Source organism: Streptomyces sp. NPDC104371 (assembly GCF_055583785.1).
This window is the reverse complement of record NZ_JBVJNF010000005.1, coordinates 195,828-218,025: the sequence shown is the minus strand read 5'-3', so window position 1 is coordinate 218,025 and position 22,198 is coordinate 195,828. Positions and strand designations below refer to the sequence as shown.

21 protein-coding genes are annotated in these 22,198 nt (G+C 71.1%); 7 read left to right on the top strand and 14 right to left on the bottom strand.

The window, feature by feature from the left end; translation table 11 throughout:
* The 3 genes from ACZ60T_RS18040 (at nucleotide 1) to ACZ60T_RS18030 (ending at nucleotide 2,834) form a co-directional block, all read left to right on the top strand.
* On the top strand, nucleotides 1–360 hold the full coding sequence (locus ACZ60T_RS18040; RefSeq protein WP_469666746.1) for a DoxX family protein: 360 nt from the start codon (nucleotides 1–3) through the stop codon (nucleotides 358–360).
* Nucleotides 361–478: 118 nt separating this feature from the next.
* Nucleotides 479–1,216 carry a maleylpyruvate isomerase family mycothiol-dependent enzyme gene (locus ACZ60T_RS18035; RefSeq protein ID WP_469666745.1) on the top strand — a complete coding sequence of 246 codons (738 nt, stop codon included), beginning with the start codon at nucleotides 479–481 and terminating at the stop codon, nucleotides 1,214–1,216.
* A gap of 88 nt (nucleotides 1,217–1,304) precedes the next feature.
* On the top strand, nucleotides 1,305–2,834 hold the full coding sequence (locus ACZ60T_RS18030; RefSeq protein WP_365623628.1) for a UDP-N-acetylglucosamine 1-carboxyvinyltransferase: 1,530 nt from the start codon (nucleotides 1,305–1,307) through the stop codon (nucleotides 2,832–2,834).
* An 81-nt stretch (nucleotides 2,835–2,915) separates the two neighbouring features.
* Here ACZ60T_RS18030 and ACZ60T_RS18025 read toward each other — a convergent pair whose 3' ends face one another.
* The 4 genes from ACZ60T_RS18025 to ACZ60T_RS18010 are packed head-to-tail and all read right to left on the bottom strand — an operon-like array spanning nucleotide 2,916 to nucleotide 4,422.
* Nucleotides 2,916–3,107, bottom strand: a complete 192-nt coding sequence (locus ACZ60T_RS18025) for a DUF397 domain-containing protein (RefSeq protein ID WP_469666744.1) — start codon at nucleotides 3,105–3,107, stop codon at nucleotides 2,916–2,918.
* Nucleotides 3,108–3,147: 40 nt separating this feature from the next.
* A complete protein-coding gene (locus ACZ60T_RS18020; RefSeq protein WP_469666743.1) occupies nucleotides 3,148–3,339 on the bottom strand; it encodes a DUF397 domain-containing protein in 192 nt (63 codons plus the stop codon).
* Between the two features lie 40 nt (nucleotides 3,340–3,379).
* Nucleotides 3,380–3,571 carry a DUF397 domain-containing protein gene (locus ACZ60T_RS18015; protein WP_469666742.1) on the bottom strand — a complete coding sequence of 64 codons (192 nt, stop codon included), beginning with the start codon at nucleotides 3,569–3,571 and terminating at the stop codon, nucleotides 3,380–3,382.
* Nucleotides 3,568–4,422, bottom strand: a complete 855-nt coding sequence (locus tag ACZ60T_RS18010; RefSeq protein WP_469666741.1) for a helix-turn-helix domain-containing protein — start codon at nucleotides 4,420–4,422, stop codon at nucleotides 3,568–3,570. The genes ACZ60T_RS18015 and ACZ60T_RS18010 overlap by 4 nt, the downstream gene beginning before the upstream one ends.
* Nucleotides 4,423–4,594: 172 nt before the next feature.
* Between ACZ60T_RS18010 and ACZ60T_RS18005 the strand changes: the two genes are divergently transcribed.
* Entirely contained in the window at nucleotides 4,595–5,044 is a 450-nt protein-coding gene (locus tag ACZ60T_RS18005; RefSeq protein ID WP_469666740.1) for an ATP-binding protein, read from the top strand.
* Nucleotides 5,045–5,164: 120 nt separating this feature from the next.
* Here ACZ60T_RS18005 and ACZ60T_RS18000 read toward each other — a convergent pair whose 3' ends face one another.
* The 3 genes from ACZ60T_RS18000 to ACZ60T_RS17990 all read right to left on the bottom strand — a co-directional run bounded on the left by ACZ60T_RS18000 (nucleotide 5,165) and on the right by ACZ60T_RS17990 (nucleotide 7,243).
* The gene (locus ACZ60T_RS18000) at nucleotides 5,165–5,587 is read right to left on the bottom strand and encodes a DUF6299 family protein (protein ID WP_469666739.1); all 423 of its coding nucleotides are present in this window, start codon (nucleotides 5,585–5,587) and stop codon (nucleotides 5,165–5,167) included.
* 109 nt (nucleotides 5,588–5,696) lie between these two features.
* A complete protein-coding gene (locus tag ACZ60T_RS17995) occupies nucleotides 5,697–6,119 on the bottom strand; it encodes a RidA family protein (RefSeq protein WP_469666738.1) in 423 nt (140 codons plus the stop codon).
* The gene (locus ACZ60T_RS17990; RefSeq protein WP_365623642.1) at nucleotides 6,116–7,243 is read right to left on the bottom strand and encodes an acyl-CoA dehydrogenase family protein; all 1,128 of its coding nucleotides are present in this window, start codon (nucleotides 7,241–7,243) and stop codon (nucleotides 6,116–6,118) included. Before ACZ60T_RS17990 ends, ACZ60T_RS17995 begins: the two co-directional genes overlap by 4 nt.
* A gap of 151 nt (nucleotides 7,244–7,394) precedes the next feature.
* Between ACZ60T_RS17990 and ACZ60T_RS17985 the strand changes: the two genes are divergently transcribed.
* Together ACZ60T_RS17985 and ACZ60T_RS17980 are read left to right on the top strand one after the other, a co-directional pair.
* Nucleotides 7,395–9,110: an AMP-binding protein gene (locus ACZ60T_RS17985; RefSeq protein WP_469666737.1), complete on the top strand. Its 1,716-nt coding sequence runs from the start codon at nucleotides 7,395–7,397 to the stop codon at nucleotides 9,108–9,110.
* 15 nt (nucleotides 9,111–9,125) lie between these two features.
* Nucleotides 9,126–9,938 carry a PaaX family transcriptional regulator gene (locus tag ACZ60T_RS17980; RefSeq protein WP_469666736.1) on the top strand — a complete coding sequence of 271 codons (813 nt, stop codon included), beginning with the start codon at nucleotides 9,126–9,128 and terminating at the stop codon, nucleotides 9,936–9,938.
* A gap of 35 nt (nucleotides 9,939–9,973) precedes the next feature.
* Here ACZ60T_RS17980 and ACZ60T_RS17975 read toward each other — a convergent pair whose 3' ends face one another.
* Together ACZ60T_RS17975 and ACZ60T_RS17970 are read right to left on the bottom strand one after the other, a co-directional pair.
* Entirely contained in the window at nucleotides 9,974–12,301 is a 2,328-nt protein-coding gene (locus tag ACZ60T_RS17975; protein ID WP_469666735.1) for a bifunctional salicylyl-CoA 5-hydroxylase/oxidoreductase, read from the bottom strand.
* Between the two features lie 2 nt (nucleotides 12,302–12,303).
* A complete protein-coding gene (locus ACZ60T_RS17970; RefSeq protein ID WP_365623650.1) occupies nucleotides 12,304–13,131 on the bottom strand; it encodes an enoyl-CoA hydratase family protein in 828 nt (275 codons plus the stop codon).
* 284 nt (nucleotides 13,132–13,415) lie between these two features.
* On the opposite strand from ACZ60T_RS17970, the gene ACZ60T_RS17965 reads away from it, so the two are divergent.
* The gene (locus tag ACZ60T_RS17965; protein WP_469666734.1) at nucleotides 13,416–13,919 is read left to right on the top strand and encodes an ATP-binding protein; all 504 of its coding nucleotides are present in this window, start codon (nucleotides 13,416–13,418) and stop codon (nucleotides 13,917–13,919) included.
* Here the strand turns inward: ACZ60T_RS17965 and ACZ60T_RS17960 are convergent.
* From ACZ60T_RS17960 to ACZ60T_RS17940, 5 genes are all read right to left on the bottom strand, one after another.
* Nucleotides 13,879–15,345: an amino acid permease gene (locus tag ACZ60T_RS17960; RefSeq protein WP_469666733.1), complete on the bottom strand. Its 1,467-nt coding sequence runs from the start codon at nucleotides 15,343–15,345 to the stop codon at nucleotides 13,879–13,881. The genes ACZ60T_RS17965 and ACZ60T_RS17960 overlap by 41 nt on opposite strands.
* Nucleotides 15,346–15,513: 168 nt before the next feature.
* Nucleotides 15,514–16,521 (bottom strand): ornithine carbamoyltransferase, encoded by a 1,008-nt coding sequence (gene argF, locus ACZ60T_RS17955; RefSeq protein ID WP_365623656.1) that lies wholly within the window; start codon nucleotides 16,519–16,521, stop codon nucleotides 15,514–15,516.
* A 103-nt stretch (nucleotides 16,522–16,624) separates the two neighbouring features.
* The gene (locus ACZ60T_RS17950; RefSeq protein WP_365623658.1) at nucleotides 16,625–17,854 is read right to left on the bottom strand and encodes an arginine deiminase; all 1,230 of its coding nucleotides are present in this window, start codon (nucleotides 17,852–17,854) and stop codon (nucleotides 16,625–16,627) included.
* 118 nt (nucleotides 17,855–17,972) lie between these two features.
* Nucleotides 17,973–20,510 (bottom strand): polynucleotide kinase-phosphatase, encoded by a 2,538-nt coding sequence (locus ACZ60T_RS17945; protein ID WP_469666732.1) that lies wholly within the window; start codon nucleotides 20,508–20,510, stop codon nucleotides 17,973–17,975.
* Nucleotides 20,507–22,093: a 3' terminal RNA ribose 2'-O-methyltransferase Hen1 gene (locus ACZ60T_RS17940; RefSeq protein WP_469666731.1), complete on the bottom strand. Its 1,587-nt coding sequence runs from the start codon at nucleotides 22,091–22,093 to the stop codon at nucleotides 20,507–20,509. The genes ACZ60T_RS17945 and ACZ60T_RS17940 overlap by 4 nt, the downstream gene beginning before the upstream one ends.
* Nucleotides 22,094–22,198 lie beyond the last annotated feature (105 nt).

Below are 22,198 nucleotides of genomic sequence, written 5' to 3'. Positions count from 1 at the left end.
ATGTTTGATATCGCACTCCTCGTCGTCACCCTGCTCACCGCCGCCATCAACATCGCTATCGCCGCCGCCGACCTCGCCGGGGCGAGCTTCGTGCTGGCCAACTCGTCGGAGGTGGGTGTGCCCCGAGCCTGGCTGCGCCGGTTGGCCACCCTCAAGCTGGCCGGTGCGGCGGGCCTCCTCCTCGGCCTCTTCTACGACTCACTGCGCCCCCTCGGTGTCGCTGCGGCCTGCGGTCTCGTCCTGCTCTACCTGGGCGCGCTCGCCTTCCATCTGCGCGCCCGCGTCTTCTACAACCTCGCGTTTCCCGGCTTCTACTTCGCCACCGCCGTCGCCTCGCTGGCCTTGACCGTGTCGTCTTGACCCCCTTGAACCTCTCGACCCTCTTGAACCTCTTGCTGGCGGCACGCGCCCACCCGTCTCCTCTTCGCGGATCGCCGGAACACCGGTCGATGTCAGTGGCGGCTGCTAGAACGTGAGGATGACTCAGACACCTTCCTTCGAGGAATTCCTGTCCCAGATCGAGGACCGCTCCGCCGCGCTGCTCAAGGTCTGTGACTCCGCCGACGATCTCGGCTTAGCCGTTCCCAGTTGTCCGGGCTGGTCGTTGCGGGATCTGCTGGTGCATCTCACGCAGGCGCAGCGCTTCTGGACCGCCGTCGTCCTGGCCGGGCCGAGTGAGCAGCCGCCCGCGGCGCCCGAGCGCTCCGCGGACTTGGGCGCGGCGACCGAGGCGTTCGTCGGCGCGCTGCGCGAGGCCGGGCCCGAGGCGGGATGCTGGGGCTGGTGGGCCGCCTCCGAGGCGCCCACGACGGTCGGGGTGACGGCCCGCCGCCAGGTCCACGAGGCCGCCGTCCACGCCTTCGACGGCCAGCTCGCCGTGGGCAGCCCGCAGCCGGTCCCCCCGGCCATCGCGGTGGACGGCATCGACGAGTTCCTCACCGTGCTCCTCGGCGCCTGCGGCCCCTGGCCGCACGATCCCGTCCGTATCGCCCTGCGCACCACCGAGGGTCCCTCCTGGCTGCTCGACCTCGGCCCCACCGGCGCCCGCGTGCTCGACAGCGCCGCGTCCGCCGACGCGTCCCTCCACGGCTCCGCGAGCGACGTACTCCTCACGCTCTACGGCCGTCTCCCCCTGGACAGCCTGCGCACCGAGGGCGACGACACCGTCTTGCAACACCTCCTCGACTGGCCGCCGCTGGGCCAGGCCGCTGATTGAGCCGTTGGAGTGCGCCTCCTTGAGGGTCGGTCACCCGAATGGACCCCCTCAGGAGGCGCCATCTCATATCTGAGATAGCCTCAACCTCATGTCAGACGACTACCTCGTACGTATCGGCAAGCTCATCCGTGACGCCCGCCAGCACCGTGGCTGGACGCAGGCACAGCTCGCCGAGGCGCTCGGCACCAGCCAGAGCGCCGTCAATCGCATCGAGCGCGGCAACCAGAACATCAGCCTTGAGATGATCGCCCGAATCGGCGGCGCGCTGGACAGCGAGATCATCTCCCTGGGCTACGCGGGCCCCATGCATCTGCGCGTGGTCGGCGGCCGTCGGCTCTCCGGCGCCATCGACGTGAAGACGAGCAAGAACGCGTGCGTGGCGCTGCTGTGCGCCTCCCTGCTCAACAAGGGGCGCACGGTCCTGCGCCGGGTCGCCCGCATCGAGGAGGTCTACCGCCTGCTGGAGGTGCTCGCGTCGATCGGCGTACGCACCCGGTGGATCAACGACGGCGTCGACCTGGAGATCGTGCCGGGCGCCGACCTCGATCTGGACGCCATCGACGCGGAGGCCGCCCGCCGTACGCGGTCCATCATCATGTTCCTCGGCCCGCTGCTGCACCGCGTGGACCGCTTCAGGCTCCCGTACGCGGGCGGCTGCGACCTCGGGACGCGCACCATCGAGCCGCACATGATCGCGCTGCGCCGGTTCGGACTCGACGTGACCGCCACCGAGGGGCAGTACCACGCCGTGGTGGACCGGTCCGTCACCCCCGGCCGCCCGATCGTGCTGACCGAGCGCGGCGACACCGTGACCGAGAACGCGCTGCTCGCCGCCGCCCGCCACGACGGCGTCACGGTCATCCGCAACGCGTCCTCCAACTACATGGTCCAGGACCTCTGCTTCTTCCTGGAGGCCCTCGGCGTCAAGGTGGAGGGCATCGGCACCACCACGCTCACCGTGCACGGCGTACCGAACATCGACGTCGACGTCGACTACTCCCCCTCGGAGGACCCGGTCGAGGCGATGAGCCTGCTGGCCGCCGCGGTCGTCACCGAGTCGGAGCTGACGGTGCGCCGGGTGCCGATCGAGTTCCTGGAGATCGAGCTGGCGGTGCTGGAGGAGATGGGGCTCGACCACGACCGCTCCTCCGAGTACGTGGCCGACAACGGCCGTACGCGGCTGGTGGACCTGACCGTGCGCCCCTCCAAGCTGGAGGCGCCGATCGACAAGATCCACCCGATGCCGTTCCCCGGCCTGAACATCGACAACGTCCCGTTCTTCGCGGCCATCGCGGCCACCGCGCAGGGCAAGACGCTGATCCACGACTGGGTCTACGACAACCGGGCCATCTATCTGACCGACCTGAACCGGCTCGGCGGACGGCTCCAACTCCTCGACCCGCACCGGGTGTTGGTCGAAGGCCCGACCCGCTGGCGCGCCGCCGAGATGATGTGCCCGCCCGCCCTGCGCCCGGCGGTGGTCGTCCTGCTGGCGATGATGGCGGCCCCGGGCACGTCGGTCCTGCGGAACGTGTACGTCATCAACCGCGGCTACGAGGACCTGGCCGAACGACTCAACTCGGTCGGGGCGCAGATCGAGATCTTCCGGGACATCTGAGCCCGGCCGCTACACGCCTCGCGCCCCGCTTCGGAAGTTCCGGAGCGGGGCGCGATCGGTGAAATCTGCGGGGCGTACTCCTCAGCGCTCCGCCGCGAACCGCACGAAGCGTCCCCAGCCTTCACGGTCCATGGTGAAGGCCGGACGCCCCACATCCTTGGAGTCCCGTACATGGACGGCCTGTTCAGCGATCGCCACCTCCACGTAGCTGTCGCCCTGGCTGCCGCTGTAGCTGGACTTGAACCAGGCCAGTTCCGATGCCCCGCTGCTCATAGCTCTCCTCGCAGTCGCTCCAGCAGGTCCCGGGAATCCTTCAGCGCTCCGCCGCGAACCGCACGAAGCGCTCCCAGCCTCCACGACCCACAGCGAAGGCCGGACGCCTCACATCCTTGGAGTCCCTTACGTGAACGGCCTGTTCAGCGATCGCCACCTCCACGCAGTCATCGCCCTGAGTACCGCTGTAGCTGGACTTGAACCAGGCCAGTTCCGATGCCCCGCTGCTCATAGCTCTCCTCGCAGTCGCTCCAGCAGGCCCCGGGAATCCTTCAGCACTCCGCCGCGAACCGCACGAAGCACTCCCAGCCTCCACGACCCACAGCGAAGGCCGGACGCCCCACATCCTTCGAGTCCCGTACGTGAACGGCCTGTTCAGCGATCGCCACCTCCACGCAACTGTCGCCCTCGCTGCCGCTGTAGCTGGACTTGAACCAGGCGAGTTCCCTCATACCGCTGCTCATAGCTCTTCCCTCAGTCGCTCCAGCAAGGCCCGGGATTCATTGGGACTCAGGGCCTGCGAGCGCAGTGTTTCATAGCGTTGGCAGAGCACACTCACCTCTTTGGCATCCGAGATCAGCCGCCCGTTCTTCTGCCCCTCGGAGTACCCCAGTCGTCGTCCTGCCGAGGTCTCCAAGACCTGCACAGGCCCGTCCAGGCACGCATGCAGCCCTACATCCAGCGGAACCACTTGAAGCGTCACATTGCGCGGGGCACTGCGCTCAAGAACATGGTCCACCAACTCGCGCATCGCCCGCGCGTCCCCGAACCGCCGCCGGAACACGTGCTCTTCGACGATGAAGCTGAACGGCACCGTCGGCCGTTCCCGCATCATCGCCTGCCGGTCCATTCGCGCGGTGAGCTGCTCCTCCAACTCGTCGTCCATCCGCAGCGGGATCGTGCCCTCGAACACCGCCCGCGCATACGCCTCCGACTGCAACAGCCCCGGCACCAGCCTGCACTCGTACGTACACAGGCTCACCGCTTCCCGCTCCAGCCTCGCCCACTGCCGGAACCAAGCCGCGAGGCCCACCTCGCTGCGGCTCAGATACGGGGCGGCCTTCCGCAGCGCACCCGTGTTGCCGAGCGCTCCCTCCGCGCGGTCCACGAAGGCCTCGTCCGGCATTCGGCGGCCCAACTCCACCGACTCCACGGTGTGTTTGGAGAACTGGATGAGAGCAGCCAGCTCGGCGCGGCTGAGTCCCGCGTGCTCGCGCAGCGCCTGGACCACCGCGCCGAACGTGCGCAGACTGTCCGATGGATGAGGCTCCCGCTCCCATTCGACCTCACCCGCGCCCCCTTCGACGTTGCCCATCCGCCGCCCCTCTCCTCGTACCGCACCGCGACAGCCCCTTGCGCCGCCCCGTACACACAACTCAGCGTGACGCAGCCGTCCGCGTACTGTCCACTCTTCGTGCCCGTACGCTGACTCACCGTACGAGGCGTGCCGCTCGCTCTCCCCCGTGCCCGACCGCCACGCTGCCCCCATGAACCAAGCGTTTCCCCACGTCAGCACCCCCGTACGCATGTTCACACAGCTGCTGTCCTCCACGCGGCGCGGTGCCCGGCTCGCCCGGCTTCTCAGCGTCACCGAACTGCGGCTCTGGGGTGCCCCGCAGGCCCTCACGGAGCGCGCCGAGATCGTCGTCGCGGAGCTTGCCGCCAACGCCGTCCTCCATGGTCGTGTGTCCGGCCGTTCCTTCCGGCTCACGCTCGCCTTCGACCCGTCGGCCGGTCACCTCCGCGTCGAGGTCACCGACGCCCGTGGGGACCGGTACCCGCGGTTCCCCGCGGCGGACGCGGAACCGGGCGCGCTGTGCCTCGGCGGGCGCGGCCTGTCGCTGGTCGCCGCCCTCGCCGACCACTGGGAGACCGTCCCCTACCCGCCCAGCGGCAAGACCGTCCGGGCGACACTGACGGCGCCACCCGAGGCGTGAGACCAGGCCGCCCATCCTGGTCACGGCGGACCGTCTGCTGGACGATGCGGCCCGGCGCTCCCGACGCGCCACGTGCGGCGGGGAGTTCACAGGTGCGCCGGGGTCGCTCGTGGTGTCGGGTCAGCGTCTGGTCAGGGTGATGGTCTTCCGCTCGACCGCGTGGAAGTGGGGCAACGGCAGCCCGGTGGCCCTCAGTTCCAGCAAGGTGGCCTCGACGTAGGCCCGGCCCAGGTGGTACACGCCTTCGTTGCGCTCCGAGTTGGCCCAGCGGTGCCAGGTGCCGTCGCAGATCGCCATGGTGCCGCCGATGCCGTGGCGTACCCGGGGGTCGCGCTGGGAGATCGAGGAGGAGACGAAGACGGGGCCGTGGCTTCTGTGACAGCGATAGCTGCCGGAGAGAGTGAGCAGGCCGTAGCGGGTGAGGCGTCCGGTCGGGTCGATCGTCAGCCTGTCGTACGAGCCGGAGGTGGCGCCCGCGGCGGGGGCGGCGGACAGGAGCAGGGTGGCCGCGACGACCGCGCCGAGGGCATGGCGCAAGGACATGGGAGTACCTCCTGGTGTGGGGGATTCCCACAGGTACCGGGAGGTCGGGCGCGGAGGTGTGATCGTCACCCCTTCGGTGGCGAGTTGGGGTCCCGCTTCCGCGCGGGGGCTACGCGAGGACGGCGAATCCGTCGAGTTCGACCATGGCTTCCTCGTCCCAGAGGCGGGTGATGCCGACGACCGCCATCGCGGGGTAGTCACGGCCCGCCAACCGCTGCCAGACCGCGCCGAGTTCGGGCGCGTGGGTACGGTAGTCGGCCACGTCGGTGGCGTAGACGGTGACGCGGGCGAGGTCCGCGGGGGTGCCGCCCGCGGCGCGCAGGGCGTCGAGCAGGTTGGTCAGGGCCCGCTCGAACTGCTCCGGCAGGGTGGCGCCGACGACCTTGCCGTCCGCGTCGAGCGCGGTCTGGCCCGCCAGGAACACCACCCGGGACCCGGTGGCGACCACGGCGTGGCTGAAGCCCGACGGCCGGGACAGCGTGGGCGGGTTGACGCGCGAGAGGACGGGCCGGTCGGTGCGTTCGGTGGTCACGATGCCTCCACGGTGGCGTACAACTCCTTGGCGATGATGCCGCGTTGGACCTCGCTCGCGCCCTCGTAGATCCGGGGTGCGCGCACCTCGCGGTAGAGGTGTTCGAGAAGGTGGCCGCGGCGCAGGGCGCGGGCGCCGTGCAACTGGACGGCGGTGTCGACGACATACTGCGCCGTCTCGGTGGCCAGCAGCTTCGCCATGGCGGCGCGGCGTGGGACGTCCGGGGCGTCCGCGTCGTACGCCGTCGCCGCCGCGTAGACCATGAGGCGGGCCGCCTCGGTGCGCAGGGCCATCTCGGCGACCTGGTGGGAGACGGTCTGGAGGTCCTTGAGCGCGCCGCCGAACGCCTGCCGGTGTGTGGTGTGGGCGAGGGTCGCGTCCAGGGCGGCCTGTGCCATGCCCAGGGCGAAGGCGCCGACGCTGGGGCGGAAGAGGTTGAGGGTGCCCATGGCGACACGGAAGCCGCGGTCGGGTTCGCCGAGGAGGTCGTCCGTCGTGACGGGTACGGCGTCGAAGGCGAGGGCGCCGATGGGGTGCGGCGAGAGCATGTCCAGCGCGCTGCCGGTCAGGCCGGTGCGGTCGGCGGGCACCAGGAAGGCGGTCACGCCACGGGAACCCGCGCCGGGGGTGGTCCGCGCGAAGACCGTGTAGAAGTCGGCCTCGGGGGCGTTGGAGATCCAACACTTCTCCCCGGTGAGCCGCCAGCCCCGACGCCCGTCCGGCTCCGCCCGCAACGCGAGTGCCCCCGCGTCCGAGCCCGCCTCCGGTTCCGTCAGGGCGAAGGCCGCCACCGTGGAACCGGCGCGGACTCCGGGGAGCCAGCGGTCGCGTTGGGCCTCGGTGCCGTACGCGTGCACGGGGTACGCGCCCAGGCCCTGGAGGGCGAGTGCCGTCTCCGCCTCCGTGCAGGCGTACGCGAGGGACTCCCGCATCAGGCACAGGTCGAGCGCGCCGGAGGTGAACAGCCGCTCCAGCAGACCGAGTTGACCCAGTTCGGCGACGAGCGCGCGGTTGACGCGGCCCGGCTCGCCCTTCTCCGCGAGCGGGCGCAGCCGCTCCTCGGCCGCCGCGCGCAGTTCGGCGCGCCAGGCGGTGCGCGCCGGGTCGAGTGAGAATGCGCTCATGGCCGGTCCCCTCTCCCTGACGGCGCACCGGGGGCGCCGGGCTGTTCCTCCGACCGTATCGCGAAGCATTGACTGTCGTCACCAACACGATACGCTCGATGCGCGAGCGCACCACGCCCAGGGAGCCCACCACGACAAGGGGCGAACCGCCATGGACCCGAGGGACGCCACCAGCGCCACGGACACCGCGGACCCCGCGCCGGCACCGACGTCGGCCGAGGCCATCCGCACCGCCCACGTCGACACCTTCGCGCGCGACCACCTCCCGCCCCCCGAGCAGTGGCCCGAGCTGCGCTTCGACCTGCCCGAGCTGCGCTACCCCGAACGGCTGAACGCCGCCGTCGAACTGCTCGCCCGCACCGCCCCCGAGCGCCCCGCCTTCCGTACCGCGGACGGCGACGTGTGGACGTACGGGCAGCTCCGCGCCCGGGTCGACCGGATCGCCCACGCGCTCACCTCCCACCTCGGCGTCGTCCCGGGCAACCGGGTCCTGCTGCGCGGCCCCACCACCCCCCGGCTGGCCGCGTGCTGGCTCGCCGTGCTGAAGGCGGGCGCGGTCGCCGTCACCGTGCTGGCCCAGCAGCGCGCGCACGAGTTGCGCACGATCTGCGAGATCGCCCGCGTGAGCCACGCGCTGTGCGACGCGCGCGTGGCCGACGACCTGGTGAAGGCCGACGTCCCCGGGCTGCGTCTCACCACCTACGGCGGTGACGGCCCGGACGACCTGTCGCGACTGCCCACGTCCGAGGAGCCGTACGCGCCCGTGGACACGGCGGCGGACGACGTGGCGCTGATCGCCTTCACCTCGGGCACCACCGGGCGCCCGAAGGGCTGTGTGCACTTCCATCGCGATCTGCTGGCCATCGCGGACACCTTCTCCCGCCATGTCCTCGCGCCGCGCCCCGACGACGTGTTCGCGGGCAGCCCCCCGCTCGGCTTCACCTTCGGGCTCGGCGGGCTCGTGGTCTTCCCGCTGCGGGCCGGTGCCAGCGCCCTGCTGCTCGAACAGTCGGGCCCGCGGCAGTTGTTGCCCGCGATCGCCGCGCACCGGGTCTCCGTACTCTTCACCGCGCCGACCGCGTACCGCGCGATGCTCGACGACCTGGACGGGCACGACATCACCTCGCTGCGGCGCTGTGTGTCGGCCGGTGAGAACCTCCCCGCGGCGACCTGGCGCGCCTGGCACGAGCGCACCGGACTGCGCGTCATCAACGGCATCGGCGCCACCGAGCTGCTGCACATCTTCATCTCCGCCGCGGACGGCCTGATCCGCCCCGGAACCACGGGAGTTCCGGTGCCGGGATGGCAGGCACGGATACAGGACGCCGACGGCAGACCCCTGCCCGACGGCGAACCCGGACTGCTCGCGGTGCGCGGCCCGATCGGCTGCCGCTATCTCGCCGACGCGCGGCAAAGGCAGTACGTGCGGGGCGGCTGGAACATCACCGGGGACACCTATGTCCGGGGCCACGACGGCTACTTCCGCTATGTCGCGCGCGCCGACGACATGATCATCTCGGCGGGCTACAACATCGCCGGGCCCGAGGTCGAGGACGCCCTCCTGCGCCATCCCGACGTCATCGAGACGGCGGTCGTCGGGCGGCCCGACCCGACGCGCGGGCAGATCGTGGTGGCGTACGCCGTGCTCCGGGCGGGCGCGTCCCGTGACCCGGAGGCGCTACGGGCCTTCCTGCTCTCGGAGTTGGCACCGTACAAATGCCCGCGCGAGTTCCTCTTCGTGGACGCGCTGCCGCGTACCGCGACGGGCAAGCTCCAGCGGTTCCGGCTGCGCGCGGACGAGAGCACGGACGAGAGCACGGACGAGAGCACGGACGTCAAGTCGGCACCCGCGGACGGTGCCGGCTGACGCGGACGATCTAGAGTGATCAACGTGTCCGATCAGCACGCTCCCCGGTCCCTCATCGTCACCTTCTACGGCGCGTACGGCCGTTTCGTCCCCGGCCCGGTTCCGGTGGCCGAGCTGATCCGGCTGCTCGCCGCGGTCGGCGTCGACGCGCCCTCCGTCCGCTCGTCGGTGTCGCGGCTCAAGCGGCGCGGGCTGCTCGTACCGGAGCGCACCGCGACGGGCGCGGCCGGGTACGCGCTGTCCCCGGACGCCCGGCAGTTGCTGGAGGACGGCGACCGGCGCGTGTACGCGACGACGTCCCCGCGGGACGAGGGCTGGGTGCTCGCGGTGTTCTCGGTACCGGAGACGCAGCGGCAGAAGCGGCATCTGCTGCGCTCCCGGCTCGCCGGGCTCGGCTTCGGAACGGCGGCCCCCGGGGTGTGGATCGCCCCGGCCCGGCTCTACGAGGAGACCCGGCACACCCTGATGCGGCTGGATCTCGACCCGTATGTGGACTTCTTCCGCGGTGAGCACCTCGGCTTCGCGCCGACCGCGCAGGCCGTGGCCCGCTGGTGGGACCTGACCGCGCTCGCCGAACAGCACGAGGCCTTCCTCGACCGCCACGCCCCGGTGCTGCGGACGTGGCAGCGCCGCGAGGACACCCCGCCCGAGGAGGCGTACCGCGACTATCTGCGCGCCCTGGACTCCTGGCGCCATCTGCCGTACGTCGATCCGGGGTTGCCTGCCGAACTGCTCCCGGAGGACTGGCCGGGCGCCCGTTCGAGCGAGGTCTTCCGGGCGCTGCACGAACGGTTGCGGGACGCGGGGGCGGCCTTCGCCGGGGTCTGAGTCCCGGTCAGCGAAGGCCTGTTGGGTACGCCCGCTCAACTCCCCAGCGTGAGCCGGGGTTTCGGCGCGTCCGTGCGTCCGGTCTGCGGGCGTCGGCTGCCTGCCCGGTAGGGCGCGGGCCACTGGACGCCGGGTCCGCTGTAGCCCTGCTCGGTTGCCGCGTGCAACGTCCAGTGCGGGTCGTACAGATGAGGCCGGGCGAGCGCGCACAGATCCGTACGTCCGGCCAGGATCAGGGAGTTGACGTCGTCCCAGGACGAGATGGCGCCCACGGCGATCACCGGGATGCCGGTCTCGTGACGGATCCGGTCGGCGAACGGTGTCTGGTACGAGCGCCCGAACGCGGGCCGCTCCTCGGCCACCACCTGCCCCGTCGACACATCGATCGCGTCCGCGCCGTGGGCGGCGAAGGCGCGGGCGATCTCGACGGCCTCCTCGGCCGTGGTGCCGCCCTCGGCCCAGTCGCTCGCGGAGATCCGTACGGTCATCGGCTTCTCCTCGGGCCACATCGCGCGCACGGCGTCGAAGACCTCCAGGGGGAAGCGGAGCCGCTTGGTCAGCGTGCCGCCGTAGGCGTCGGTGCGGCGGTTGGTGAGCGGCGAGAGGAAGCCGGAGAGCAAGTAGCCGTGGGCGCAGTGGAGTTCGAGGAGATCGAAGCCCGCGCGGGCGGCCCGATGGGTGGCGGCCGTGAACTGCTCGCGGATATCGGTCAGTTGGGCGCGGGTCAGCTCGCGCGGTGTCTGACTGTCCGGCTTGTACGGGAGCGGGGAGGCGGCCACGAGCGGCCAGTTGCCCCTCGGGAGCGGCTCGTCCATGCCCTCCCACATCAGCTTCGTGGAGCCCTTGCGACCGCTGTGCCCGAGCTGTACGCCGATCGCGGTGCCCGGCGCCTGCGCGTGCGCGAAGTCGGTGATCCGGCGCCATGCCTCGGCCTGACGCCCGGTGTAGAGCCCGGCGCAGCCCGGGGTGATCCGGCCCTCGGGGCTCACGCACACCATCTCGGTCATGACCAGCGCGGCTCCGCCGAGCGCCCGTGCGCCCAGGTGGACGAGGTGGAAGTCGCCCGGGACGCCGTCGCGCGCGGAGTACATGTCCATCGGTGAGACCACCACCCGGTTGCGCAGGGTCAGACCGCGCAGCCGGAAGGGGGTGAACATCGGGGGTGTGCCGGGCGGGCAGCCGAAGTCCCGCTCCACCGCCTCGGTGAAGCGGGCGTCCCGCAGGCGCAGGTTGTCGTGGGTGACCCGGCGGCTGCGGGTGAGGAGGTTGAAGGCGAACTGGCGGGCGGGCTGGTCGAGATAGAGGGCGAGGTTCTCGAACCACTCGAGGCTGGCGCGTGCCGCGCGCTGGGTGGAGGCGACGACCGGGCGCCGCTCCTCCTCGTAGGCGGTGAGGGCCGCGCGCAGCGAGGGGTGTTCCTCCAGGCAGGCGACCAGGGCGAGGGCGTCCTCCACCGCCAGCTTGGTGCCGGAGCCGATCGAGAAGTGCGCGGTGTGCGCGGCGTCGCCGAGGAGGACCAGGTTGTCGTACGACCAGCGCGCGTTGACGACCGTACGGAAGGCGGTCCAGGCGGAGTTGTTGGACCGCAGCGGCCTGCCCTGGAGGGCGTCGGCGAAGAGCTTGGCGCAGCGCTCGATCGTCTCGGCGGTGTCCAGCTCCGCGAACCCGGCCGCCCGCCAGACCTCCTCGCGCATCTCGATGATCACCGTGGAGGCGCCCGCGGGGGTGTCGGCCCCGGCGGACGGGCGGGCGTAGGGGTAGCCGTGCAGTTGCATCACGCCGTGCTCGGTCTCGGCGATCTCGAAGCGGAACGCGTCGAAGGCGAAGTCCGCGGCGAGCCAGATGTAGCGGCAGCGGTGCTCCTCGATCGAGGGCCGGAACTCCTCGGCGTACGCCTCGCGCGCGGCGCTGTGCACTCCGTCGGCGGCGATCACCAGGTCGTACTCCGCCATGAGCCGGGCGGGATGCGGGACTTCGGCGCGGAAGCGCAGGTCGATGCCGAGGGAGCGGCAGCGCTCGTGCAGGATCTGAAGGAGCCGCCGCCTGCCGAGCGCGGCGAAGCCGTGGCCGCCCGAGGTGTGGCATGTCCCCCGGTGCACGATGTCGATGTCGTCCCAGCGCACGAACTCGTCCTTCAGCGCCGCGTGGACGACCGGGTCGGCGTGTTCGATGCCGCCGAGGGTCTCGTCGGAGAGGACGACGCCGAAGCCGAAGGTGTCGTCGGGGGCGTTGCGCTCCCAGACGGTGATCTCACGGGCGGGGTCGAGGCGTTTGAGCAGCGCGGCGGTGTACAGCCCGCCGGGGCCGCCGCCGATGACGGCCACGCGCAGGGGCCGCCCCGCTTCCGTGCGCAGCGCTGTCATGGCTACCTCCCCTGCCACTTCGGGGCCCGCTTCTCGCTGAACGCCGCGTGGAACTCGGCGTAGTCCTCGCCGTTCATCAGCAACGCCTGGGTGGCGGCGTCCAGTTCGACGGAGGCGGCCAGCGGCATGTCCAACTCCGCGGTGAGCAGGGCCTTCGTCTGGGCGTGGGCGAGCGCCGGGCCGTCGGCCAGTCGGCGGGCCAGCGCCTGGGCGGCCTCGTCGGCCCGGCCCTCCTCGGTCAGTTCGCTGATCAGCCCGATGCGCTCGGCCTCGGCGGCGCGCACCGGCTCGCCCAGCATGAGCAGCCGGGTGGCGTGCCCGAGGCCGACGACGCGGGGCAGCAGATAGGCGGCGCCCATGTCGCCGCCGGAGAGGCCGACCTGGGTGAAGAGGAAGGCGAAGCGGGCGGAGGGGTCCGCCACCCGGAAGTCCGCGGCCAGCGCCAGGACGGCGCCCGCGCCCGCGGCCACCCCGTGCAGGGCCGCGATCACCGGGAACGGGCACTCCCGTACCGCGCGTACGACCTGTCCGGTCATGCGGTTGAAGTCGAGCAGCGAGGCGGTGTCCATGGACAGCGTGGCGCCGATGATCTCGTCGACATCGCCGCCGGAGCAGAAGCCGCGTCCCTCACCGGCCAGCACCAGGGCCCGGACGGACCGCTCCCGGGAGAGCTGGGCCAGCAGGTCGCGCAGGTCGGCGTAGGCGCCGAAGGTGAGGGCGTTGAGCTTCTCCGGGCGGGCGAGGGTGACCGTGGCGACCCCGTCGGCGCAGACGCACCGCAGGTGCCGCCAGTCGGATGTGCGGGCGGCCGAGCCGGTGAAGGGACTCATGGCGTGCTGCCTCCTCGGACGGGCGGTGTCCGGACTGCTGCTCTGGTCTGCTCCACCCCGAAGCTATCACCTGTTCGTGACTGTCGTCACGAGTACGCGATACGATTCGGCCGATCGAGAAGGTCGGGTGTCTCGTCACGCCTTGTCGACAGCCCGGTAACGGTGGGCACTGCGTGGTTCTGTGGGGCGTCGGTGGAGGTAGTGCCCTCACGAGACAGCAGAGACCGGAATCGACGCACCGGAAACGATGCGGTTTCCGGGCGAAACCCCGCCGACCGCCCTGTATGGGGCGCGCCGTACCATGCCCTTCATATGGAGAGCAGGACACCCTGCGCGCCAGGAACGGATCCGCCTTGTACGAGCCCCCCGAACCCGCCTTCTGGCGCGTCGCCCTGCCCCAGACCGCCGAGGCCGTGCCCGTCGCCCGTGCCCTGGTCCGTACGGCGCTGACGGATGTCGAGCACACGACCGACGGTGACACCGCGGAGCTGCTCACCGCGGAGCTGGTCGCGAACGCCGTGGAGCACGCCGCGGGTGAGGGTCCGATAGAGCTGGTGGTCGAGCTGCTGCCGACGGGCTGCAAGGTCGAGGTGCACGACCCCGACCCGGCGCCGCCCGGCAATCTGACCCAGCCGGTCGTGGAGGACCCCGACCCGTGGCAGGAGCACGGTCGGGGCCTGCTGCTGATCCGCAGCCTGAGTTCGTCCTGCGGCCACCGCCTCACCGCGTCCGGCAAGGCGGTGTGGTTCAGACTGCCGGTGTTTCCACGGCAGTGGCGTCCGGCGTGACCTCGGCCGTGCCCGTGCCCGCGGCCAGCCGCGAGTGCCGACGCCCGTAGAGGACGTACACGAGGGATCCGACCGCCAGGAACGCCACGAACTGCGCCCAGGTCGTCCAGCCCGTCTGGTAGATCAGGTACAGGCAGAACGCGACGCCGAGCAGCGGCATCACGGGGTAGAGCGGCACCCGGAAGGTGCGGGCGAGGCCCGGCTCACGGCGGCGCAGCGCCATGACCGCGATGTTGACGACGGCCATGATGGCGAGCGTGCCGATGGTGCACAGGTTGACCACGGAGTCCAGCGAGGCGAAGGCCGCCGGGATCGCGAAGACGAGCGCCACGAGCAGCGTGCCCGCCACCGGCGTCGAGGTCTTCGGCGAGATGCGTTCGAACACCCGCGGGATGAGTCCGTCCCGGGACATCGACATGAGGATGCGGGTCTGGCCGTACATCACGGCGAGGACGACCGAGGCGATGGCGACGACCGCGCCGAAGGCGATGACACCGCCGCCGATCGTGGAGCCGGTGACCTGGTTGACGACGTAGGACAGCGCGGCGGGCCGCCCGCCGACCTCGGGGCCGCCGATGGCGCCGATCGCGGCGAGCGCGACCGCGCAGTACAGCAGCGTCACCACGCCGATGCAGACGAGGATGGCGACCGGGATGTCGCGGCGGGGGTTCTTGGCCTCCTCGCCCGCGGTGGTGATCGCGTCGAAGCCGATGTACGAGAAGAAGGCGGCCGTGGTGCCGGCGCCGATGCCGCCGAGCCCGGCCGGGGAGAACGGGGTGAGGTTGCCGTCCTTGAAGGCGGTGTACCCGATGACGCAGAAGGCGACGAGGATCACGAGCTTGAGGATGGCCATGGCGGCCGTGGCGCCCGCGCTCTCGCGTACGCCGCGCACGAGCAGGACGGAGGCGAGGGCGATCACGATCACGGCGGGAAGGTTGATCATCCCGCCGTCGCCCGGTCCGGCGGAGAGCGCCGCGGGCAGCGTCCAGCCGGTGAGGCTGTGCAGCAGCTCGTTGACGTACTGGCTCCAGCCGACCGCGACCGCGGACACCGAGATGCCGTACTCCAGCAGCAGACACCAGCCGACCAGGAAGGCCGTGCCCTCGCCGAGGCCCGCGTAGGCGAAGGAGTACGAGGAGCCCGAGACCGGGATCGCGCCACCCAACTCGGCGAAGGCGAACGCGGTGAAGACGCAGGTGATCGCGGCGAGCACGAAGGAGACGACGACCGCGGGACCGGCCTGGGCGACCGATTCGGAGAGCCCGACGAAGATGCCGGTGCCGACGATCGCGCCGACGCCGAAGCAGACGAGGTGGAACAGGCCCATATGGCGCTTGAGGCCATGGCCTTCGAGGTCGGCGCCTGCCTCGGCGACGAGCCGTGTGGGGGACTTGATACGGAAGCGGTTGGCGGGTGAGCCGGGCATGGGGGTGGTGCTCTTTCGGTGTGCGGGGCGACCGGAGGGGTGCCGTCGCTCAAGGGTCCGTGGGGGGACGCCGAGAGCTGGGGGCGGTCGCACGGCGGGCGCGGAGGGGGTGGTTCCGGGCCCGCCGAGGATGGTACGGGAAGGGGCTTGGGGGGAGGGGAGACCGTGTCAGCCGAGGGTGGCGACCAGGACCGCCTTGATCGTGTGCATCCGGTTCTCCGCCTCGTCGAAGACCACGGAGTGCTCGGACTCGAACACCTCGTCGGTGACCTCCAGTTCGGTCAGCCCGTGCCGCTCGAGGATCTCGCGGCCGACGTCGGTGCCGAGGTCGTGGAAGGCCGGGAGGCAGTGGAGGAACTTCACGTCGTCGTTGCCGGTGGCGCGCAGCACGTCCATGGTCACGGCGTACGGGCCGAGCAGCGCTATGCGCTCGTCCCAGACCTGCTTGGGCTCGCCCATCGACACCCATACGTCGGTGGCGACGAAGTCGGTGCCGCGTACGCCTTCCTTGACGTCCTCGGTGAGGGTGATCCGGGCGCCGGAGGTCTGGGCGAGATGCTGGGCCACCTCGATGATGGTGTCGTCCGGCCACAGCAGCCGGGGGCCGACGATGCGGACGTCCATGCCGAGCAGGGCGCCGGTGACGAGGTAGGAGTTGCCCATGTTGTACCGGGCGTCGCCGAGGTAGGCGAAGGCCGTCTCGGTCAGCGGCTTGTCGCAGTGCTCGGTCATGGTGAGCACGTCGGCGAGCATCTGCGTGGGGTGCCACTCGTCGGTGAGGCCGTTGTAGACGGGGACTCCGGCGTGGGTGGCCAGCTCCTCGACGACGCCCTGACCGTGCCCGCGGTACTCGATCGCGTCGAACATCCGGCCGAGCACCCGGGCGGTGTCCTTGACGGACTCCTTGTGCCCGATCTGCGAGCCGACGGGGTCGAGATACGTCGTGTGCGCCCCCTGGTCGGCCGCCGCGACCTCGAACGCGCAGCGGGTACGCGTCGAGGTCTTCTCGAAGACGAGCGCGATGTTCTTGCCCTGGAGGTACTGCGGCTCGGTCCCGGCCTTCTTGGCCGCCTTCAGCTCGGCGGCCAGCTCGATCAGCGCGCGGAACTCCTCGGCGGTGAAGTCCAGCTCCTTGAGGAAGTGGCGGCCCGCGAGGGCGGTCGGGACGGTCGCCATAGGGCGCTCCAGAGGTGCGAAAGGCAAGACGAACAGGGGAACGAATGTAAGTGTATACGAGACCTCACATTTCTATACGGAGCGACGTGGGCACGGTGGGTGCCTATGCACCAACAGCATCTCTCTGCACCGGACAACTCATGCACCGGGGCCCGCCCCTCCCCCGGCCCAGCTCGCTCCCGGGGATCTCGATCACCTCGATCCCCTGCTTGCGCAGATGCGTGTTGGTGGTGGCGTTGCGCTCGTAGGCGATGACCACCCCGGGCTCGACCGCGAGGACGTTGCAGCCGTCGTCCCACTGTTCCCGCTCCGCCGCGTGCACGTCCTGGGAGGCGGTCAGCACCCGTACCTCGCTCAGGCCGAGCGCGGCGGCGATCGCGCGGTGCATGTGCTCGGGCGGATGGTCGGTGACCTTCAGCTCCTTGTCGTCGCCCCCCGGCTCGATGGTGTACGAGCGGAGCATGCCGAGCCCCGCGTACTGGGTGAAGGTGTCGCCGTCGACCATGGTCATCACGGTGTCGAGATGCATGAACGCGCGGCGCTTCGGCATGTCGAGCGCGACGATGGTCCGGGCCGACCCGGCGGCGAAGAGCTTGTGCGCGAGCATCTCGACGGCCTGGGGTGTGGTGCGCTCGCTCATGCCGATGAGCACCGCGCCGTTGCCGATGACCAGGACGTCACCGCCCTCGATGGTGGACGGGTAGTCGGCCTGCCCCTCGGACCAGACCTGGAAGGCCTCGTCCCGGAACAGCGGGTGGTGCCGGTAGATCGCCTCGAAGTGGACGGTCTCACGCTGCCTCGCGGGCAGACGCATGGCGTTGATGGAGACGCCGTCGTAGATCCAGGCGGAGGTGTCACGGGTGAACAGGTGGTTGGGCAGGGGCCCGAGGAGGAAGTCGTCGAGGTCCATCACATGGAACCGCACCGAGGACGGTTCCGGGTGGGCGTCCAGGAACTCCCGTTTGGTCATCCCGCCGACGAGCACCTCGGCGAGTTCGGCGGCCGGCAGGTTCTCGAAGGCGGCGCGCAGATGGTCGGTGGCGAGCGGGCCGTACTCCTTCTCGTCGAAGACGCGGCCCAGGACCAGGGATCTGGCCGCCGGGACCGCCAGTGTCTCGGTGAGCAGATCGCCGAAGAGATGGACGGCGACCCCTCTGTCACGGAGCACATCGGCGAACCCGTCGTGCTCCGCGCGCGCCCGGCGCACCCACAGCACGTCGTCGAAGAGAAGCGCGTCCTTGTTGCTGGGCGTGAGCCTTTTGAGCTCGAGATCCGGCCGGTGCAGGATGACACGGCGCAGGCGCCCGGCCTCGGAGTCGACATGGAATCCCATGCCTTCATCCTGACCGGCCGGGCGCGCGTTCATCCGTCGTACGGCACGAACGGGAAGCGATTGTGGTGCGCGGCACTCCGGCCGCGCACCACGTCATCGGCGCTGGGTGGCGATCCCGTCACAGACGGGGGTCGACCGGCTCCGACTCCAGTGCCAGTACCGCGAACACGGCCTCGTGCACCCGCCACAGCGGCTCGCCCGCCGCCAGCCGGTCCAGGGCCTCCAGGCCGAGCGCGTACTCACGCGTGGCCAGCGAACGCTTGTGTCCGAGGAACCGGTTCCGCAACCGGGCCAGGTTCTCGGGGCGGGTGTACTCCGGACCGTAGATGATCCTGAGGTACTCGCGGCCACGGCACTTGATGCCCGGCTGCACCAGGTGGCCCGAGCCGCTCCGCACGATCGCCTCGACCGGCTTGACGACCATGCCCTCGCCGCCGCGGCCCGTCATCTCCAGCCACCAGTCGACACCGGCGCGCACGGACTCCGGGTCCTCGGTGTCCACGAACAGCCGACGGGTCGTCCGCAGCAGCCCGCTGCCGTCGTGTCCGACCATCCGGTCGATCAGCGCCAACTGCTCGTCGTGGGGCAGCCCGGCCAGGCTGCGGCCCTGCACCGCGAGGATCTGGAAAGGCGCGAGGCGCACGCCCTCCAGGCCGTCGGTCGGCCAGCAGTAGCGGCGGTAGGCCTCGGTGAACGCCGTCGCGGCCGACGCCCGCTCGCGCTGTCCGGCCAGCAGGTCCGCCACGTCGACGCCGCGCGCCGCCGCTCCCTCGATCGCGGCGAGCGTGCCCGGGAACACCGCCCCGGAGGCCGCGCCGACCGCCGCGTACTGCGTGCGCAGCAGGCCGGTCGCCTTCAGCGACCACGGCATCAGCTCCGCGTCCAGCAGCAGCCAGTCCGTCTCCAGCTCCCGCCACAGGTCCGCCGCCGAGACGGCCTCCCGCAGCCGGTCCAGGATGCCCTCCGTCATCGCCCCGTCGTCGAGGAACGGCCGTCCGGTGCGGGTGTACAGCGCGCCGGTCGGGCCGTCCACGCCGAAGCGACGGCTCGCGGTCTCCGCGTCCTTGCACACGACGGCCACCGCGCGCGACCCCATGTGCTTCTCCTCGCACACGACCCGGGCGATCCCGTCCTCCCGGTACTGCGCGAACGCCTCGGCCGGGTGCTCCAGATAGCCCTCGATGTCCGACGTCGCGGTCGGCGCCATCGTCGGCGGCAGATACGGCAGCAGACGTGGGTCCACCGCGAAACGGCTCATGACCTCCAGCGCCGCCGCCGCGTTCTCCTCGCGGACGGTGATCCGGCCCGCGTACCGGGTCTCGACCACCCGGCGGCCCTGTACGTCCGTCAACTGGAGCGGGCGGCCGTCGAGGCCGCCGGGCGCCTCGGTGGCCAGCGGCCGGGTCGGCTCGTACCAGACCTGCTCGGCCGGTACGTCGACCAACTCCCGCTCCGGCCAGCGCAGCGCGGTCAGCCGGCCGCCGAAGACGGCGCCCGTGTCCAGGCAGATGGTGTTGTTCAGCCAGGTGGCCTGCGGGACGGGGGTGTGGCCGTACACCACGGCCGCGCTGCCCCGGTAGTCCTCGGCCCAGGGGTAGCGCACCGGCAGGCCGAACTCGTCCGTCTCCCCGGTGGTGTCGCCGTACAGCGCGTGCGAGCGGACCCGGCCAGAAGTACGGCCGTGGTACTTCTCGGGCAGCCCGGCGTGGCAGACGACCAGTCGGCCGCCGTCGAGGACGTAGTGACTGACCAGCCCCTCGATGAACTCCCTTACCTGCTGCCGGAACTCCTCGCTCTCGCCCTCCATCTGCTCGATCGTCTCGGCGAGTCCGTGCGTGTGCTGGACCTTGCGGCCCTTGAGGTGACGCCCGTACTTGTTCTCGTGGTTGCCGGGCACGCACAGCGCGTCGCCCGACGCCACCATCGCCATGACGCGGCGCAGCACGCCCGGACTGTCCGGGCCGCGGTCCACGAGGTCGCCGACGAAGACGGCCGTACGGCCTTCCGGGTGCACCCCGTCGACGTAGCCCAACTTGCCGAGCAGCGCCTCCAGTTCGAAGGAGCAGCCGTGGATGTCGCCGATGATGTCGAACGGGCCGGTGAGGTGGGTCAGGTCGTTGAACCGCTTCTCGGTCACGACCGTCGCGTGCTCGATCTCCTCCACGCCCCGCAGGACGTGCACCTTGCGGAAGCCCTCCCGCTCCAAGTGCCTGAGGGAGCGGCGCAGTTCGCGTACGTGGCGCCGGACGACCCGGCGTGGCATGGCGGCCCGGTCCGTGCGGGCCGCGTTGCGCTCGGCGCACACCTCCTCGGGTACGTCGAGCACGATCGCGATGGGCAACACGTCGTGCCGCTTGGCCAGTTCGATGAGCTGGCGGCGGCTGTCCTGCTGCACGCTGGTCGCGTCGACGACCGTGCGCCGGCCCGCCGCGAGGCGCTTGCCCGCGACGTAGTGGAGCACGTCGAAGGCGTCGCGGCTGGCGCTCTGGTCGTTCTCGTCGTCGGCCACCAGGCCGCGGCAGAAGTCCGAGGAGAGGACCTCGGTCGGCTGGAAGTGCCGGTGCGCGAAGGTCGACTTGCCCGATCCGGTCGCGCCGATCAGGACCACGAGGGAGAGGTCGGTGACGGGCAGGGTGCGTCCCTGGGTCTCGGTCATGCTGCCGTCGCCTCCTTCACGGTGTGCGGGGTCGGGGTCGTCGTACGCAGGTGGAACACGGCCATCTGGGTGGGCGGGCCCACCTCGGGGTCGTCGGGGCCCACCGGGGTGAACTCGACGCCGTAGCCGTGCTGTTCGGCGACCTGCCGGGCCCAGGCGCGGAACTCCTCCCGGGTCCACTCGAAGCGGTGGTCGCTGTGGCGGACATGCCCGGCCGGGAGGGTCTCCCAGCGGACGTTGTACTCGGCGTTCGGGGTCGTCACGAGCACCGTACGCGGGCGGGCCGAGCCGAACACCGCGTACTCCAGGGCGGGCAGCCGGGGCAGGTCGAGGTGTTCGATGACCTCGCTCAGGACAGCGGCGTCGTAGCCCTTGAGCCGGTTGTCGGTGTAGGTGAGCGAGCCCTGGAACAGGGTGATGCGCGAGGACTGCCGCTCCCCCATGCGGTCCAGCTTCAGCCGCCGCGAGGCGATGGTGAGCGCCCGCATCGACACATCGACGCCGACGATCTGTGTGAACGCCGGGTCCTTGAGCAGGGTCTGCACCAACTGGCCCTCGCCGCACCCGAGGTCGAGCACGCGCGCGGCATCGGAGGCCCGCAACGCCGCGACGATGGCGTCCCGCCGCTGCACGGCGAGGGACGCGGGCTTCTCGGGCACCTGCGGCTCTTCGCCGGTGCCGACGCTCTCGTCGGTACCGGTCGCCTCGGTGGGCTGCCCGGTGCCGGTCGCCTCCCCGTTCTCCTCCTCGCCCGTCCCGGTGTCCTCCCCGACCGCGTTGTCGATCTCCTCGACCTCGCTGTCGTCCGCCTCGGCCAGCCGCACCAGCTCCAGGCGCTCCCGCGCCTCACGGGCCAGGGACCAACGGCGCGACAGATAGCGGTTGGTGATCAACTGCTGCTCGGGGTGGTCGGACAGCCAGCCCTCACCGGCGCGCAGCAGCTTGTCGACCTCGTCCGCCGCGACCCAGTAGTGCTTGGCACCGTCGAGCACCGGCAGCAGGACATAGAGGTGCCGCAACGCCTCGGCCAGCGTCAGCTCCGAGGACTCCAGGACGAGGCCCACGTAACGGGATTCGCCCCACTCGGGGAACTGCGTGTCCAGCATCACCGGCACGGCGTCGACCGTCCAGCCGAGCGGCTCGAACAGACGGCGTATGAGCCCGGTGCCGCCGCGCGCGGGCAGTGAGGGGATCTCGATGCGCAACGGCAGTGCCTGGCCCGCGCGTTCGGGCCGCGCCGCGCAGACCCCCTTGATCGCACTGGAGAACACGCTGCTCAGCGCCACCGCGAGCAGTGAAGAGGCCGCGTACGGACGGTCGTTGACGTACTGCGCGAGCGCCATGTGTGGTGTGCCGCCGCGCCCCTTGCCCTTGTTCCTGTTCTTGCGCACCAGCGCCACCGCGTCGACCTCCAGGAGCAGCGCGGCCGTGCAGCGCTGGTCGTCCGCCTCGGGGTAGAAGACGTGCGCGGTGCCATGGGAGGTGGTGAACGCCTGCGCGCGATCCGGGTGCTTGTGCAGCAGGAAGCCGAGATCGGTGGCCGGGCGCTCGGGAGTACCGGTGGCGGTGATGGTCAGGAACATGGGCTACCCCTCCGACGGGGTGGTGGACAGTGGTGGATGGCCTGCGCGCGAAAGCCCCCAGGGACAGTGATCCTGGGGGCTCGGCAGGACGACGGTCTCACCTTG

Bases quoted from the DNA above. Each gene is read 5' to 3' on its own strand.
- ACZ60T_RS17950 (WP_365623658.1), bottom strand. From the start codon at position 17,854: ATGGGATTCCATGTCGACTCCGAGGCCGGGCGCCTGCGCCGTGTCATC.
- ACZ60T_RS18010 (WP_469666741.1), bottom strand. From the start codon at position 4,422: ATGGGCAACGTCGAAGGGGGCGCGGGTGAGGTCGAATGGGAGCGGGAG.
- ACZ60T_RS17990 (WP_365623642.1), bottom strand. From the start codon at position 7,243: ATGAGCGCATTCTCACTCGACCCGGCGCGCACCGCCTGGCGCGCCGAA.
- ACZ60T_RS18015 (WP_469666742.1), bottom strand. From the start codon at position 3,571: ATGAGCAGCGGTATGAGGGAACTCGCCTGGTTCAAGTCCAGCTACAGC.
- ACZ60T_RS18040 (WP_469666746.1), top strand. From the start codon at position 1: ATGTTTGATATCGCACTCCTCGTCGTCACCCTGCTCACCGCCGCCATC.
- ACZ60T_RS18020 (WP_469666743.1), bottom strand. From the start codon at position 3,339: ATGAGCAGCGGGGCATCGGAACTGGCCTGGTTCAAGTCCAGCTACAGC.
- ACZ60T_RS17940 (WP_469666731.1), bottom strand. From the start codon at position 22,093: ATGTTCCTGACCATCACCGCCACCGGTACTCCCGAGCGCCCGGCCACC.
- ACZ60T_RS17960 (WP_469666733.1), bottom strand. From the start codon at position 15,345: ATGCCCGGCTCACCCGCCAACCGCTTCCGTATCAAGTCCCCCACACGG.
- ACZ60T_RS17965 (WP_469666734.1), top strand. From the start codon at position 13,416: ATGGGGCGCGCCGTACCATGCCCTTCATATGGAGAGCAGGACACCCTG.
- ACZ60T_RS17975 (WP_469666735.1), bottom strand. From the start codon at position 12,301: ATGACAGCGCTGCGCACGGAAGCGGGGCGGCCCCTGCGCGTGGCCGTC.
- ACZ60T_RS18030 (WP_365623628.1), top strand. From the start codon at position 1,305: ATGTCAGACGACTACCTCGTACGTATCGGCAAGCTCATCCGTGACGCC.
- ACZ60T_RS18005 (WP_469666740.1), top strand. From the start codon at position 4,595: ATGAACCAAGCGTTTCCCCACGTCAGCACCCCCGTACGCATGTTCACA.
- ACZ60T_RS18000 (WP_469666739.1), bottom strand. From the start codon at position 5,587: ATGTCCTTGCGCCATGCCCTCGGCGCGGTCGTCGCGGCCACCCTGCTC.
- ACZ60T_RS17970 (WP_365623650.1), bottom strand. From the start codon at position 13,131: ATGAGTCCCTTCACCGGCTCGGCCGCCCGCACATCCGACTGGCGGCAC.
- ACZ60T_RS17985 (WP_469666737.1), top strand. From the start codon at position 7,395: ATGGACCCGAGGGACGCCACCAGCGCCACGGACACCGCGGACCCCGCG.
- argF (WP_365623656.1), bottom strand. From the start codon at position 16,521: ATGGCGACCGTCCCGACCGCCCTCGCGGGCCGCCACTTCCTCAAGGAG.
- ACZ60T_RS18035 (WP_469666745.1), top strand. From the start codon at position 479: ATGACTCAGACACCTTCCTTCGAGGAATTCCTGTCCCAGATCGAGGAC.
- ACZ60T_RS18025 (WP_469666744.1), bottom strand. From the start codon at position 3,107: ATGAGCAGCGGGGCATCGGAACTGGCCTGGTTCAAGTCCAGCTACAGC.
- ACZ60T_RS17945 (WP_469666732.1), bottom strand. From the start codon at position 20,510: ATGACCGAGACCCAGGGACGCACCCTGCCCGTCACCGACCTCTCCCTC.